The organism is Thalassospira profundimaris (genome assembly GCF_003326675.1).
Taxonomy (GTDB): domain Bacteria; phylum Pseudomonadota; class Alphaproteobacteria; order Rhodospirillales; family Thalassospiraceae; genus Thalassospira; species Thalassospira aquimaris.
Genome location: NZ_JPWF01000001.1, coordinates 223,104 through 238,103 on the forward strand (window position 1 = coordinate 223,104; position 15,000 = coordinate 238,103).

A 15,000-nucleotide genomic window follows, 5' to 3' on the forward strand; every position below is an offset into this window, starting at 1 on the left:
GCTGTATAAAGCCGCCAAGCTTTTTGTAAATTCTGACAAAGAGTGGGCCTCGCGCCCGCTCTTTTGTGCTTTTTGGGGTATGGCATCGCTTTATGGCTGAGCTGATTGGACAACAGTTAAAAGATCCGTTGATGGCGAAAATCACGGCAATTATCGAGCCGTCGATCAACGCGCTTGGATTTGAACTGGTCCGTGTTTCCATGACGGGACAGGACCACAATATCCTGCAAATCATGGCAGATCGCCCGGATGCGACAGGCAGCATCAATGTAGAAGATTGCGCCCAGATCAGCCGTACGGTTTCTGCCCTTATGGATGTCGAAGATCCGATTTCGGGTGCCTATCACCTTGAAGTCAGTTCTCCGGGGATCGACCGCCCGTTGACCCGTGCCACGCATTTCGCAGTGTGGAAAGGTTTCGAGGCAAAGGTCGAACTGGTGATGGCCATCAATGGTCGTCGCCGTTTCAGCGGTTTGCTGGATGGAATTGAAGATAATGCGGTCGCCCTGATTGTCGATGGCGAACGCGTCTTGTTGCCGTTGGCCGATATCGCAAAGGCGAAATTGGTTCTGACGGATGAATTGATCGCGCATGTCACCGGCAATCGCCGCGCTGACGACAACGCAGAATAGAGGTTGGATATGGAAGCAACTTCGGGAATGCCGCGGCCGGAACTTTTGCAGGTCGCTGATGCCGTTGCCCGTGAAAAGGGCATTGATCGTGACGAGGTTCTTGGTGCAATGGAGCAGGCCATCCAGAAGGCCGGCCGTTCCAGATATGGCCATGAACACGATATTCGTGCCCATATCGACCGCAAAACCGGCGAAATCAAACTCGCACGTTTCATCGAAGTTACCGATGACATTGAGAACGACTTCACACAGATGTCGCTCGAACAGGCGCGTATTCGTAATGAAAACATCAATCTGGGCGAATTCCTGATTGATCCGCTGCCGCCGATCGACTTTGGCCGTATTGCTGCGCAGACTGCAAAGCAGGTCATCGTGCAGAAGGTTCGCGATGCAGAACGTGAACGTCAGTTCGAAGAATATAAAGACCGCGCTGATGAAGTGATCAACGGTGTCGTCAAGCGTGTCGAGTTTGGCAACGTTCTTGTTGATATCGGTCGCGCCGAAGCCATCCTGCGCCGCGAAGAACTGATCCCGCGTGAAACCGTCCGTCAGGGCGATCGCGTTCGTGCGCTGATCCTTGATGTTCGTCGCGAACAGCGTGGCCCGCAGATCTTCCTGTCGCGTACCCATCCGACCTTCATGGCAAAACTGTTTGCCCAGGAAGTTCCGGAAATCTACGACGGCATCATCGAGATCAAATCGGTTGCCCGTGATCCGGGTTCGCGCGCCAAGATTTCGGTTCTGTCTTCTGACAGCTCGATTGACCCGGTCGGCGCCTGTGTCGGTATGCGCGGTTCGCGTGTTCAGGCCGTTGTTGCCGAACTTCAGGGCGAAAAAATCGACATCATTCAGTGGTCGGAAGACCCGGCAACCTTTGTTGTGAACGCATTGGCTCCGGCCGAAGTCACCAAGGTTGTTCTTGATGAAGAAGCAAACCGTATCGAGGTCGTCGTTCCGGACGATCAGCTCAGCCTGGCGATTGGCCGTCGTGGTCAGAACGTTCGTCTTGCTTCGCAGCTGACCGGTTGGGATATCGACATTCTGACCGAGGAAGACGAAAGCGAACGTCGTCAGGAAGAAGCGCGCAAGCGTGCGGAAATGTTCATCAAGGCACTTGATGTTGATGAAGTTATCGCCCATCTCCTGGTCGCCGAAGGCTTTACCTCGATCGAGGAAGTCGGTTACGTGCCGCTGGCCGAACTGGCAGAAATCGAAGGTTTCGAGGAAGAAATCGCGGAAGAACTGCGCAACCGTGCGCGTACCTTCCTGGCCGAAGAAGCCGAACGTCTCCAGAAGCGCCGTGAAGAGCTCAAGGTTGCTGATGATCTGGTCGAGTTCAATGGCCTGTCGCTGGCAGTTGTTGTTCGCCTTGGCGAGAACGACGTCAAAACCCTCGAAGATTTCGCGGATCTGGCAAGCGACGAGCTGATCGAATATATCGGCGATGCTGACAGCATGACCATGGATCAGGCCAATGACCTGATTATGGAAGCCCGTCGCCAGCTTGGCTGGTTCGAAGGTCTTGAAGACGAGACCGACGAAGCAGCTGAAGACGAAGAGGCCTAAGGCCGATCGGAGGACGCCATGTCGCATCGTAAAGGCGGCAAGGTAGCCGAGGTTCCGGAACGCCGGTGCATTGTCACCGGCGAAGTCCGGGACAAGGAAGATCTTCTCAGGGTTGTGATCGGGCCGGATGGTTCGGTTGTTCCCGATCTAGAGGAACGGCTACCGGGACGGGGATTATGGTTGTGCCCGTCGCGGGATGTGGTAAATACCGCCTGTGCAAAAAACGCTTTTGCCCGGGCGGCGCGGCAAAAAGTTGTGGTTGACGCCGCGCTTGCAGACCGGATCGAGCAGCTGCTGACGCAGAAATGTCTTGATCTGCTGTCGCTTGCGCGCCGCGCCGGTCAGGCTGTTGCCGGGTTTGAAAAGGCCCGCGCCCAGATTGCCGAGGGGGCGGCTTTGATATTGGCAGCACGCGATGGTGCTGCGGACGGAAAATCCAAGATCGAGGCCAAGGCCCGGGATCTGCCGATTTATTCCGTTCTGGATGCTGCTGAAATCGGCGCGGCTTTTGGTCGCGAAAAAGCAGTGCATGTGGCTGTTGCGCCGGGTGGTCTGGCCAAACGGTTGGGCCGTTCGCTGAAACGGCTAGAAGGATTTCGCGCAGTCTGACATCAGGCATGCGCCGGACGGACAGGACAGGATCGGCATTGGAAGTCGATCCCGCAGGAAATGAGGAAGTTGGACGGATTATGAGTGATCGCGATCAGGAGAAGAAACCGCTGAGCCTCAACAGATCGAAGCTTGAATTGAGCAAGACGGTCGAGGCAGGGCAGGTTCGTCAAAACTTCTCGCATGGACGGTCCAAATCTGTGACCGTCGAAGTGCGTAAGAAGCGTACATTCGAAAAGAACGAATCCGGCCGCTTCCGTGAAGTGAAGAAGGATCTCGTTGCAGAGCAGGCCCCGGCAGAAACGCCGGCACCGGAAGCCAAGAAGGAACCGGTAGAAGAGCCGAAGCCGCGTCCGGTTGCTGAAGATCATGGCAACCTGACCGACAGCGAACGCGCTGCACGTATGGCTGCTTTGAAGGCTGCTGAAGAGCGCCGCAAGCAGGAAGAGGCTGACGCCGAAGTCCGTGCGCGCGAAGAAGCTGCCCGCAAGGTTGCCGAGGAAGAAGCTCGTAAGGTCGAGGAAGCCAAGGCTGCCGAGGCGGCAAAAGTCGCCGAGGAAGAAGCCAAGGACAAGGCAGAGGTTTCAGTTGAAGACGTTGAAAAGCAGCTTGCTGCTTCAACGGCAAAAGGCAAGACCTCGAAGCCGAAACCGGCCGCGACCCCGAAAGCCAAGGAAGAAGAAGTTATTATGGGTGAACCGGCAGAACCGCTGGTCCCGGAAGAGCGTCGTCGTGCCGCACCGTCCACTGCTAAGCCGAAAAGCCGCAATGAGCAGGACGAGGAAGATGCCCGCAAGGCAGCACGCAAGCGCGCCGAGGAAGAAGCACAGGGTCGTGCTGCGCGCGCCAAAACCGATGATGGCCGTCGTCGTGGCAAGCTGTCGATCGCCAATGCAATGACCGGTGACGAAGGTGGCCGTCGTCGTTCCATGGCGTCGATCAAGCGTCAGCAGGCCAAAGCCAAAGCCCGCGCGATGGGCACGCAGAAGCCGAAAGAGAAAATCGTACGTGACGTGATCATCCCGGACGTTATCACCGTCCAGGAACTGGCCAACCGTATGGCTGAACGGGCAGCAGACGTGATCAAGACTCTGATGAGCATGGGCGTTATGGCGACCATCAACCAGAGCCTCGATCCCGATACCGCGCAGCTGGTGGTCGAAGAGTTCGGTCACAATGTCAAACGCGTCTCGGATGCCGACGTTGAAGAAGCACTGGTCGTTGCAGATGACAACGAAGATCAGCTGGTTTCGCGTCCGCCGGTTGTGACTGTTATGGGTCACGTTGACCACGGTAAAACCTCGTTGCTTGACGCCCTGCGTTCAACCGACGTTGCCGGTGGCGAAGCTGGTGGCATTACCCAGCATATCGGTGCCTATCAGGTTACCATGGCAACCGGTGCGAAAATCACCTTCATCGATACCCCGGGCCACGCCGCATTTACCGAAATGCGTTCGCGCGGTGCCAAGGTTACCGATATCGTTGTTCTGGTTGTTGCAGCCGATGACTCGGTCATGCCGCAGACGATCGAGGCCATCAGCCACGCCAAGGCCGCTGGTGTTCCGATGATTGTCGCGATCAACAAGATCGACAAGCCGGGTGCCAACCCGACCAAGGTTAAAACCGAACTGCTTCAGCACGAAGTTGTGGTTGAGGAAATGGGCGGTGATGTTCAGGCTGTTGAAGTTTCGGCCAAACAGCGTCTGGGTCTGACCGAACTTGAAGAAGCCATCCTTCTTCAGGCCGAGGTTCTTGATCTCAAAGCCAACCCGGAACGTGTTGCAGACGGTGTTGTCGTTGAAGCCCGTATGGAAAAAGGCCGTGGTCCGGTCGCGACCGTTCTGGTTCAGCGCGGTACGCTGAAAACCGGTGATATCTTTGTCACGGGTCCGGAATGGGGCCGTGTTCGTGCGCTGGTCGATGACCACGGTACGCGCGTTAACGACGCGATCCCGGGTATGCCGGTCGAGGTTACCGGTCTGAACGGTGTTCCGTCGGCTGGTGATGACTTCGTGGTTGTTGAAAACGAAGCCAAGGCACGTGAAGTTGCTGACTTCCGTCAGCGTCGTATTCGCGAAACCCAGGCTGCTGCGATGAAGAAATCCGCGCTCGAGAACATGTTCTCGCAGAGCGGCGAAGTTAAAGAACTTCCGATCGTCATCAAGGGTGACGTGCAGGGTTCTGTCGAAGCCCTTATCGGTACCTTGCAGAAACTTGGTAACGAGGAAGTTTCGGTTCGCGTTCTTCATAGCGGCGTTGGCGGTATCAACGAATCCGACGTTACCCTGGCCCGTGCATCCAATGCACTGATCATCGGCTTTAACGTTCGTGCGAACCAGCAGGCTCGTGAACAGGCCCGTCGCGACAACGTTGATATTCGTTACTACTCGATCATTTATGATGTCGCTGATGACATCAAAAAGATGCTGTCGGGTATGCTTTCGCCGGAAGTTCGCGAGAAATTCCTGGGTTACGCAGAAATCCGCGACATCTTCACCATCTCTGGCAACAAGATCGCCGGTTGTATGGTCACCGAGGGTATCGTCAAACGCGGTGCGGGCGTCCGCCTGCTGCGCGACGATGTGGTTATCCACTCGGGCGAACTGTCCACGCTTCGTCGCTTCAAGGATGAAGTTAAAGAAGTCCGCGAGGGCTATGAATGTGGCATGTCATTCGCCAAGTATAACGACCTTCAGGTTGGCGATATGATCGAGTGCTTCGAAAACGAGGAAATCGCCGTCGAACTGTAAGACGGTGAGGAACTGAAATGGCGAAGCAACCAGCCAAGGCACCAAGTCAGCGACAGCTCCGAGTGGCGGAAGAAATCCGTCAGGCGCTGTCGCAGGCGTTGGAGCGCGGAGATATTTACGATCCGGATCTGACACGTCGCCCGGTAACCATTACCGGCGTCAATCTTTCACCGGATATGCGTAATGCTATGGTATCCTTTACCCCGCTTGGCGGCGGTGAGGCCGAAACGTCGCTTAAGGCGTTGACGCGTCAGAAAGGACATCTGCGCAATCATGTGGCCCACACGGTTCACATGAAATATGTGCCAGCATTGCGATTTGTCGAAGACAAAAGTTTTGATGTCGCAGACCATATCGGTGCCCTTTTGCGTGATCCGCATGTCGCGCAGGATCTGGCGAAAGACCGGTCTGTTGACCAGGAAGATGAGGACGACTGATGGCGCGTCGCCGTCGCGGTAAAAGCATCAATGGCTGGCTGGCGGTCGACAAGCCCCTGGAGATCACCTCGTCAACGGTGGTCAACCAGGTCCGTCGTCTGCTTGATGCCAACAAGGCCGGACATGGCGGGACTCTTGATCCGCTTGCGTCCGGTGTTCTGCCAATTGCCTTTGGCGAAGCAACCAAAACGGTTGCATATGTCATGGATGGCAGCAAAAGTTATCGTGTGACGCTGAAATTCGGCGAAGCACGCAGCACGGACGATGCCGAAGGCGAGGTTATTGAAACCTCTGACCATCGTCCGACAGAAGACGAAATCAAGGCAGTGCTGGGTGAATTTATTGGTGAAATCCAGCAAGTGCCGCCAAAGTTTTCGGCGATCAAGGTCAATGGCAAGCGTGCCTATGATCTTGCACGCCGCGATGAAGACGTGGTGTTGAAGCCGCGTCCGATTCTGATCAAGGATCTTCGACTGGTCGAGATGCCGGATCGTGATCACGCCGTGTTCGATGTTGTATCGGGCAAGGGTGCTTATATGCGATCTTTGGCGCGCGATATTGCGCTGCGCCTTGGCACTGTCGGCTATATCGCCGCGCTTCGCCGGACATCGGCGGGGCCGTTTTCGGAGGAAAACGCCATCCCGTTGCGTGACTTGCTCGAGATGGACCCCGAAGAGGTGATGAAGAAAATGCTTCCGGTTGAGACCGCGCTGGACGACATCCCGGCGCTGGCCTTGACCGAAGTCGAGGCGCAACGCCTTTCCTCTGGCCAGCCTGTCGGGCTGTTGCCGGTGGCAAAGCGCAATGCTCTCGAAAACCCCGTCGTGCAGGACGAAATCGTCTGTGCCATGCTCCATGACCGCGCTGTTGCGTTGGCGGAGATCAATGGTGGCGAAATTCGGCCTGTGCGTGTTTTTAATCTCTAAAGGCGAAAGGATGCCTGATGTCGATTACTGCTGAACGCAAAGCTGAGCTGATCAAAGAATACGCTCAGAAAGATGGTGACACCGGTTCCCCCGAAGTTCAGGTTGCAATCCTGAGTGAGCGGATCAAGAACCTCACCGAGCACATGAAAGAACATAACCACGACTTCCATAGCCGTCGTGGTCTTCTCATGATGGTTGGTCAGCGTCGCCGCCTGCTGAAGTATCTGCAGCGCAAAGACCAGTCGCGTTACGAGAGCGTTATCGAACGCCTCGGTATTCGCCGCTGATTTCAAACTGCGGCGGAGGGTGACCTCCGCCGTCGTTTTTTATTGTTCCGGTGGATCGGGACACGAGAAGCAGGGTCGGATGGGCCGACCCAATGCTTGCGCCGGACCCATTAATTATGACGCTGTTATGAAAGCCTCATAATTAATGTGTTCGGAACTCGTGTAGTATTCCGGGTCCGCCAGAGGTTTGTAAGAGGAAGAGAAAATAATGTTTAATGTCGTCCGTAAGGAAATGCAGTGGGGCAATGCCAAACTGGTTCTTGAAACCGGTAAGATTGCTCGTCAGGCTGATGGTGCCGTCAAGGTAACCTATGGTGAAACCGTCGTTCTTTGTACCGCTGTTGGCGCGAAACAGCCGCGCCCGGATGTCGACTTTTTCCCGCTGACCGTCAACTACCAGGAAAAAGCATTTGCTGCTGGCAAAATCCCGGGTGGTTTCTTCAAACGTGAAGGCCGTCCGTCGGAAAAAGAAACCCTTGTTTCGCGTCTGATCGACCGTCCGATCCGCCCGCTGTTCCACCCGCAATACCGCAATGACACCCAGATCGTTTGTACCGTTCTGTCGCACGACATGGAAAATGATCCGGACGTCGTTTCGATGATCGGTACCTCGGCTGCGCTGACCATTTCCGGTCTGCCGTTCCTCGGCCCGATTGGTGCGGCACGCGTTGGTTACAAGGATGGTGAATACCTTCTGAACCCGTCGACCGAAGCCATCAAGGAAAGCGAACTTGATCTGGTTGTTGCCGGTACCCGCGACGGCGTGATGATGGTTGAATCCGAAGCATCGGAACTGTCCGAAGAAATCATGCTTGGCGCTGTTAAATTTGGCCACGAGCAGTTCCAGGGCGTTCTTGACCTGATCATCGATCTGGCTGAAGAAGCTGCGAAAGAACCGCGCGAAGTTGCAGAACTTCCGGAAGGTTACGACGCACTGGTCGACAAAATCACCGGTCTGGGCACCGAAGGCCTCACCGCAGCATACGCAAACGTTGTCAAACAGGAACGTTCGGCTGCTGTTTCGGCTGCCAAGGCTGACATCGTCGAGAAACTCGGTGATGACGTTGCCGATACGCTTAAAGGCAAAGTTTCCTCGATCATCAAAGATCTGGAAAAAGACATCGTTCGCGGTGCGATCCTGAAAACCGGCAAACGTATCGATGGCCGTACCGGTGCAGACGTTCGCCCGATCCTTGGCGAAGTTTCGGTTCTGCCGCGTTCGCACGGTTCGTCGCTGTTTACCCGTGGTGAAACCCAGGCACTGGCAGTTGTTACCCTTGGTACCGGCCAGGACGAGCAGATCGTTGACGCACTTGACGGTGAATACCGTGAAAGCTTCATGCTGCATTACAACTTCCCGCCCTACTCGGTTGGTGAAGCTGGTCGTATGGGTTCGCCGGGCCGTCGTGAAATCGGTCACGGTAAACTGGCATGGCGTGCTCTGCACCCGCTGATGCCGGGCAAAGATGCCTTCCCTTACACCACGCGTATCGTTTCCGAAGTTACCGAATCCAACGGTTCTTCGTCGATGGCAACCGTTTGCGCAAGCTCGCTTGCCATGATGGATGCAGGTGTTCCGCTGGCACGTCCGGTTGCGGGTATCGCAATGGGCCTGATCAAGGAAGCTGACGACTTTGCAGTTCTGTCGGACATCATGGGTGACGAAGATCACCTTGGTGACATGGACTTTAAAGTTGCCGGTACCGAGAACGGCATCACCTCGCTGCAGATGGACATCAAGATCACCTCTGTGACCCCGGAAATCATGCAGATCGCGCTGAAACAGGCACGTGACGGTCGTCTGCACATTCTTGGCGAAATGGCCAAGGCTCTTCCGGAAGCACGTGGTGAAGTTTCAGGCAATGCCCCGACCATCACCCAGTTCTCGATCCCGAAAGACAAAATCCGTGACGTTATCGGTTCGGGCGGCAAGGTCATTCGTGAAATCTGCGAAGAAACCGGTGCCAAGGTCGACATCGAAGACGATGGCTCGATCACCGTTGCACATACCGATGGTGCCAAAGGCAAGCAGGCCGTTGATTGGATCAAATCCATCGTTGCGGAACCTGAATTGAACCATATCTATGATGGTAAGGTTGTTAAGGCTGTTGATTTCGGTGCGTTCGTTAACTTCTTCGGCGCCCGTGATGGTCTTGTTCACATCTCCGAACTGGCACCTGAGCGTGTCAAACAGGTTTCGGACATCGTGAAAGAAGGCGACCAGGTTAAAGTCAAGGTCATCGGTTTTGATGATCGCGGCAAAATCAAACTGTCGATGAAACGTGTCGATCAGGAAACCGGTGCCGACCTCGAAGCAGGCGAAGCCGAATAAGCAAAACGGTATGCCGGACGGCGATAAAAACAAGACGTCGTCCGGCAATCTCAGCGATACAGGGGTGTCGCTGGCAATTGCCGAATGGGAGAGACGAAGTTGAAAGCCCTTAAACCGCTCGTCATGTCGGGAAAAGAAGTCTTGCCAGTTATTGAAGGTGGCAAAGGCGTCGCTGTATCGACGGGTAAAAGCTCCGGCGCATGGGCTGCTGCCGGCGGTATCGGGACTTTTTCCGCTGTGAATGCCGACTCGTATGACGAGAACGGCAACCTGGTTCCGATCGAATATACTGGAAAAAACCGCGGTGACCGGCATCAGGAACTGATTGCCTATGGTATCCGTGGTGGTATCGCGCAGGCGCAGATCGCACATGAAATGCGCAACGGCGAAGGTCGTTTGCACATGAACGTTCTGTGGGAAATGGGCGGTGCTGAACCGATTCTGCATGGTGTTCTTGAAGGTGCCAAAGGCCTTATCCACGGGGTTACCTGTGGCGCGGGCATGCCCTACAAGATCGCCCAGATTTCCGCACAATACGGCGTCCACTATTATCCGATCGTGTCTTCGGCCCGTGCGTTCCGCGCATTGTGGCTGCGTTCGTACAAGAAGACCCCGGAATGGCTGGGCGGCGTTGTTTACGAAGATCCGTGGCGTGCCGGTGGCCATAACGGCCTGTCGAACTCCGAAGACCCGCTGGTCCCGGAAGATCCGTTCCCGCGTGTTGCAGCCCTTCGTGAATTCATGAATTCCGTCGGTCTGAATGATGTTCCGATCATCATGGCAGGCGGCGTATGGTTCCTGCGTGATTTCGAAGACTGGATCGACAACCCGGAAGTTGCCCCGGTGGCCTTCCAGTTCGGTACCCGTCCGCTTCTGACCCAGGAAAGCGAGATTTCCGACGAATGGAAACAGCGTCTGACCGGTCTTCAGAACGGTGACGTGTCGTTGCATAAATTCAGCCCGACCGGCTTCTATAGCTCGGCCGTGCGCAACGCCTTCCTTGAAGACCTGCATCAGCGTTCCGACCGTCAGGTTCGTTATTCCCGTACGGCCGAGGCTGATCTGCATGTCGGTATCCCGCTGGGCCGTCGTGGTCGTCCGATCTATGTCCGTGAAGATGACGCGGACAAGGTTCGTGCATGGCTTGATGCCGGTTACACCGAAGGCATGCCGACTCCGGACGAGACCATGGTGTTTGTCACCCCGGAAAGTGCATTGACGATCAAAAAAGATCAGATCGATTGCATGGGCTGTCTGTCACAGTGCCAGTTCTCCAACTGGGAACAGCATGAAGGCACGACCGGCAAGCGCGCTGATCCGCGTTCCTTCTGTATCCAGAAGACGCTTCAGAACATTGCACATGGTGCTGCGGTCGAAAATGAACTGATGTTTGCAGGTCATAATGCCTACAAATTCGGTGAAGACCCGTTCTATGCCAACGGTAATATTCCGACGGTCAAGGAACTGGTTGATCGCATCATGACTGGCGATTGATCAAAAGAATCGCATGCAAGTTTGAAAAGGGCCGGTTTTCCGGCCCTTTTTGTTTTTTCGCCTAGAATTTCTACATCTTATTGTAGTTGATCAAAATCAAAGAATCGTGCGTTCGGGTTCTCTAGTGTGATCCTGGGATTGAACGGAACCGCAATCATCGGTTTCCAGAAAACGATAGGGGCAAAGACATGAGAACCACTTCGCGTCCATATACCGACGCCTTGAACCGACTAAAAGACGCCAACCTGCGTCCGACGCGTCAGCGTCTGGCATTGGCACGGCTTTTGTTTGAAAACGGTCATCGCCACGTCACCGCTGAACAGCTTCATTCCGAAGCCATGACCAACAGCATCAAGGTATCGCTGGCAACTGTGTACAACACCCTGCATCAATTTACCGATGCCGGCCTGTTGACCGAAATCGTCATTGATCCGGGCCGGTCCTATTTCGATACCAATACGGCACCGCATTACCATTTCTATTGCGAGGAAGACGGGCTTCTGTCCGATATCCCGGCGGATACGGTTCAGATTGACGGCATTCCGAACATGCCAAGCGGCACGGAACTGGCATCGGTTGACCTTGTTTTCCGGTTGCGTCGCAATTGTTCCGCACAGAACGCTGCCTGATGGCTGGCGTGCGCGGGAATGATGTGTGACCACATGATATCTGGTGCGTAACAACCAGATGAAATCCGCGATGTGCCCGGTGCAAATTGCCCCTGTACCGGTTGACGATACGGAATTTCAGGACACATAAGAAGGCGGCGGGACCATAACCCCGCCGCCTTCTTTTTTAAGTCTTTCGCAGGGCTGTTTTGCAGCCTGTTGCGAACAATAACAAAGGACAGCGCACATGGCGCTCAAGGGAACCCGGACCGAGAAAAATCTGCGCGATGCCTTTGCTGCAGAAGCCCAGACCAACCGCCGTTATCTGTATTTCGCCCAGCAGGCAGATATTGAGGGCGAAAGCGAGGCGGCCGAGCTTTTCAGAACCGCTGCCGAGGCCGAAACAGGACATGCTTTCGGGCATCTGGAGTTTCTGGAAGCACTTGGTGATCCATTGACCGGAAAGCCGCTTGGCAGCACACGGCGTAACCTTGAAGCGGCCCTTGCCCATGAAAAGGACGAAGCCGAAACGCGCTATCCCGATATGGCGAAGGTCGCCCGCGAAGAGGGGCTTGAAGACATCGCTGCATGGTTTGAAAGCCTGGCACGCGGCGAGGCCGCCCATGCAGATCGCATTGATCGTTTGTTGACGCGTATGTCGGGCAAACAAGACTGATCCGGGCCGGCCAGAGATCGCCAAAACGTGATTTGTTACGGGTGACGGAATTTCCGAAAGTTCGGGCGACCAGACCCAAAACCATCTACAGGAAAACGTGATGTATGTCGTTTCGCTGACCTATAAGGTGCCACTTGAACAGGTTGATGCCCATATCGACGCGCATATCGCATGGCTGAAATCGGCCTATGCCAAGGGGATGTTTCTGGCATCCGGGCGCAAGGTTCCACGCGATGGCGGCGTGATTCTGGCCCGTGGGGATCGCAAAGGTCTTGAGGAAGAGCTGACCCGCGATCCGTTCCATCAACATGATCTGGCGGATTACAGCATTACCGAATTTGAACCGGCCATGGTTGCCAACGGGCTTGAAGCACTGAAAGCCTGACCACCGGCTTGGATTCCGGACAGAACAAGGGGGCATCTGCCCCCTTTGTTGTTTGGGGATCACCCTTCGATCAGGGCCGGGTTGGATGAATTGTCTTTTAAGGCAACGCCAGACAGGCCAAGCTTGCGTGCCTCGATCATCAGATAGGCGATCTTTTCAGCGGCCTTCTGCGGGGCCAGTCCGGCCGGTCGAATATTGGACACACAATTGCGATCGGCATTGGATCGACCGCGCTTTGGGCACCAGGTCAGATAGGCACCAAGGGAGTCTGCACTCGACAATCCCGGTCGTTCCCCGATCAGCATCACGGTCAGTCTGGCACCCAGTGCCGCCCCGACTTCATCGCCAAGCCCGACCCGGGACTGGGTCGCCAACGTGATTGGCGCAATTGACCAGCTATCACCCAGACGATCGAGAATAAGCGACAAGGTATTGGCGGCGTGATCATGGGTTGCGCGCGCCGATAGGCCATCTGCAAGGATGAAGGCCACATCATATGAACCCTTGTGATCGGCCAATGTTTGGGCCGAGGCATCATCAAGCAACCGGCCAAGGTCCGGGCGTTGCAAATAGGTTGCCCGATCCGGGGCTGCGGAATGCACATCAATAACCGCGTGATTAATCGTGCCAAGTTGTGCGCGTAGGCCATCGGCATCGAAGGCCATATGCACGGAATCGCGGGCCCGGGCATGGGCCATCTGGAATTCAAGCAACCGTTCGGTCGGCAACCCGTCGCCAACCCGGCCAAGGCCGATCCTGGCATCGGTATGGATGCGCAAGGCGTTCCAGGGATCAAGGCCGCTCGGGATTTTCTTATTGCTCAGATTGTCCATCACGCGGCCCCCGACCAAGCCAGAAGATTCTGGGCGGCCTGCCCATCCAGTTGCGGACGGGTGCGACCATTCTGATCAAGGATTTCCATCTTGCGCAGCCAGGCGGCAAATTCCGGTGCCGGTTCCAACCCAAGCACCGAGCGCAGATACATCGCATCGTGGAAGCTTGTGCTTTGATAATTCAGCATGATGTCATCGGCGCCGGGGACGCCGATAACAAAGTTGCACCCGGCAACACCAAGCAGGGTCAGAAGATTATCCATATCATCCTGATCGGCTTCGGCATGGTTGGTGTAACAGACGTCACAACCCATCGGCACGCCAAGCAGCTTGCCACAGAAATGGTCTTCAAGACCGGCGCGTGTGATTTGTTTGCCATCAAACAAATATTCCGGCCCGATGAAGCCGACGACGGTATTGACCAAAAGCGGCGAATATTTACGGGCCACGGCATAGGCGCGGGTTTCCACCGTTTGCTGATCAATCCCTTCATGGGCGTCTGCGGACAAGGCGGCACCCTGTCCGGTTTCGAAATACATGACGTTACTGCCAACCGTGCCGCGTTTCAGGCCCTTGGCGGCATCTTCGGCCTCGGCCAGCATGGCTTGGGTAATGCCGAAACTTTCATTGGCCTTTTGGGTCCCGGCAATTGATTGAAACACCAGATCAACCGGGGCATTGCGGGCCATGACGTCAATGGCCGTTGTGACATGGGCGAGAACGCAGGATTGGGTCGGAATATCGATCCGTTCGCGGACTTCATCAATCAGTTTAAGAAGCTCGATCATTGTTTCCGGGCTGTCGGTTGCCGGATTGATGCCAATGACCGCATCACCACTGCCATGCATCAGACCATCAAGGATGGATGCGGCAACACCGGCCGGGTCATCGGTCGGGTGGTTGGGCTGCAAGCGCACAGCCAAATGACCGGGAAGGCCGATGGTATTGCGAAACGCGGTAACCACATGGCATTTCTTGGCAACTGCAATCAGGTCCTGATTGCGCATCAACTTGGAAACAGCAGCCACCATTTCCGGGGTCAGACCGGGGGCAAGATTTCGAAGAACTTCCGGCGTAGCCTCGTCACCCAGAAGCCAGTTGCGAAATTCCCCAACCGTCAGGGACGCAACCGGGGCAAAGGCATCGGCATCATGATCATCCATGATCATGCGCGTAACGTCATCGTCCTCGTAGGGAACCAGTGCCTCGTTCAGGAACCGTTTAAGGGGCACATCGGCCAGTGCAAAGCGCGCAGCCACCCGTTCTTCATCCGATCCTGCGGCCAGCCCGGCCAGAACATCGCCCGAACGCAACGGACTTGCCTTTGCCATCAAGGTTTTAAGATCGGGAAATGTAAAGCGTTCGAAACTGAATGGCGCACCGGTTTGCAAGTTCTGTCTCCTGAAGCATCAATCACGCCATATGAGGTTTTTACCCGTCTTATCATACGGTTATCTTTGGCCCG

The 15,000-nt window shown here is 55.5% G+C and carries 14 protein-coding genes; 12 read left to right on the top strand and 2 right to left on the bottom strand.

Going from position 1 to position 15,000, the window contains the following annotated elements:
- Positions 1–92: 92 nt before the first annotated feature.
- The 12 genes from rimP (at position 93) to TH19_RS01180 (ending at position 12,702) form a co-directional block, all read left to right on the top strand.
- Positions 93–632 carry a ribosome maturation factor RimP gene (gene rimP / locus TH19_RS01125; protein WP_258547774.1) on the top strand — a complete coding sequence of 180 codons (540 nt, stop codon included), beginning with the start codon at positions 93–95 and terminating at the stop codon, positions 630–632.
- Between the two features lie 9 nt (positions 633–641).
- Positions 642–2,198 carry a transcription termination factor NusA gene (nusA, locus tag TH19_RS01130; RefSeq protein ID WP_114100476.1) on the top strand — a complete coding sequence of 519 codons (1,557 nt, stop codon included), beginning with the start codon at positions 642–644 and terminating at the stop codon, positions 2,196–2,198.
- 18 nt (positions 2,199–2,216) lie between these two features.
- Positions 2,217–2,807 (top strand): RNA-binding protein, encoded by a 591-nt coding sequence (locus TH19_RS01135; protein ID WP_114096301.1) that lies wholly within the window; start codon positions 2,217–2,219, stop codon positions 2,805–2,807.
- A gap of 80 nt (positions 2,808–2,887) precedes the next feature.
- The gene (infB, locus tag TH19_RS01140; protein ID WP_114100760.1) at positions 2,888–5,557 is read left to right on the top strand and encodes a translation initiation factor IF-2; all 2,670 of its coding nucleotides are present in this window, start codon (positions 2,888–2,890) and stop codon (positions 5,555–5,557) included.
- A 17-nt stretch (positions 5,558–5,574) separates the two neighbouring features.
- On the top strand, positions 5,575–5,994 hold the full coding sequence (rbfA, locus tag TH19_RS01145) for a 30S ribosome-binding factor RbfA (protein ID WP_114100477.1): 420 nt from the start codon (positions 5,575–5,577) through the stop codon (positions 5,992–5,994).
- A complete protein-coding gene (truB, locus tag TH19_RS01150) occupies positions 5,994–6,920 on the top strand; it encodes a tRNA pseudouridine(55) synthase TruB (protein ID WP_114100478.1) in 927 nt (308 codons plus the stop codon). Before rbfA ends, truB begins: the two co-directional genes overlap by 1 nt.
- A 17-nt stretch (positions 6,921–6,937) precedes the next feature.
- The gene (gene rpsO / locus TH19_RS01155) at positions 6,938–7,207 is read left to right on the top strand and encodes a 30S ribosomal protein S15 (RefSeq protein WP_101246771.1); all 270 of its coding nucleotides are present in this window, start codon (positions 6,938–6,940) and stop codon (positions 7,205–7,207) included.
- Positions 7,208–7,415: 208 nt separating this feature from the next.
- On the top strand, positions 7,416–9,539 hold the full coding sequence (pnp, locus tag TH19_RS01160) for a polyribonucleotide nucleotidyltransferase (RefSeq protein WP_114100479.1): 2,124 nt from the start codon (positions 7,416–7,418) through the stop codon (positions 9,537–9,539).
- Between the two features lie 99 nt (positions 9,540–9,638).
- Positions 9,639–11,033 carry an NAD(P)H-dependent flavin oxidoreductase gene (locus TH19_RS01165; protein WP_114100480.1) on the top strand — a complete coding sequence of 465 codons (1,395 nt, stop codon included), beginning with the start codon at positions 9,639–9,641 and terminating at the stop codon, positions 11,031–11,033.
- Positions 11,034–11,221: 188 nt separating this feature from the next.
- A complete protein-coding gene (gene irrA / locus TH19_RS01170; RefSeq protein WP_114100481.1) occupies positions 11,222–11,662 on the top strand; it encodes an iron response transcriptional regulator IrrA in 441 nt (146 codons plus the stop codon).
- A 226-nt stretch (positions 11,663–11,888) separates the two neighbouring features.
- Positions 11,889–12,317 carry a rubrerythrin family protein gene (locus TH19_RS01175; protein WP_114100482.1) on the top strand — a complete coding sequence of 143 codons (429 nt, stop codon included), beginning with the start codon at positions 11,889–11,891 and terminating at the stop codon, positions 12,315–12,317.
- A gap of 100 nt (positions 12,318–12,417) precedes the next feature.
- The gene (locus TH19_RS01180) at positions 12,418–12,702 is read left to right on the top strand and encodes a YciI family protein (RefSeq protein ID WP_114100483.1); all 285 of its coding nucleotides are present in this window, start codon (positions 12,418–12,420) and stop codon (positions 12,700–12,702) included.
- A 59-nt stretch (positions 12,703–12,761) separates the two neighbouring features.
- On the opposite strand, the gene eutC is transcribed toward TH19_RS01180, so the two are convergent.
- The gene (eutC, locus tag TH19_RS01185; RefSeq protein WP_114100484.1) at positions 12,762–13,535 is read right to left on the bottom strand and encodes an ethanolamine ammonia-lyase subunit EutC; all 774 of its coding nucleotides are present in this window, start codon (positions 13,533–13,535) and stop codon (positions 12,762–12,764) included.
- On the bottom strand, positions 13,535–14,926 hold the full coding sequence (locus tag TH19_RS01190; RefSeq protein ID WP_114100485.1) for an ethanolamine ammonia-lyase subunit EutB: 1,392 nt from the start codon (positions 14,924–14,926) through the stop codon (positions 13,535–13,537). The genes eutC and TH19_RS01190 overlap by 1 nt, the downstream gene beginning before the upstream one ends.
- Positions 14,927–15,000: the final 74 nt, after the last annotated feature.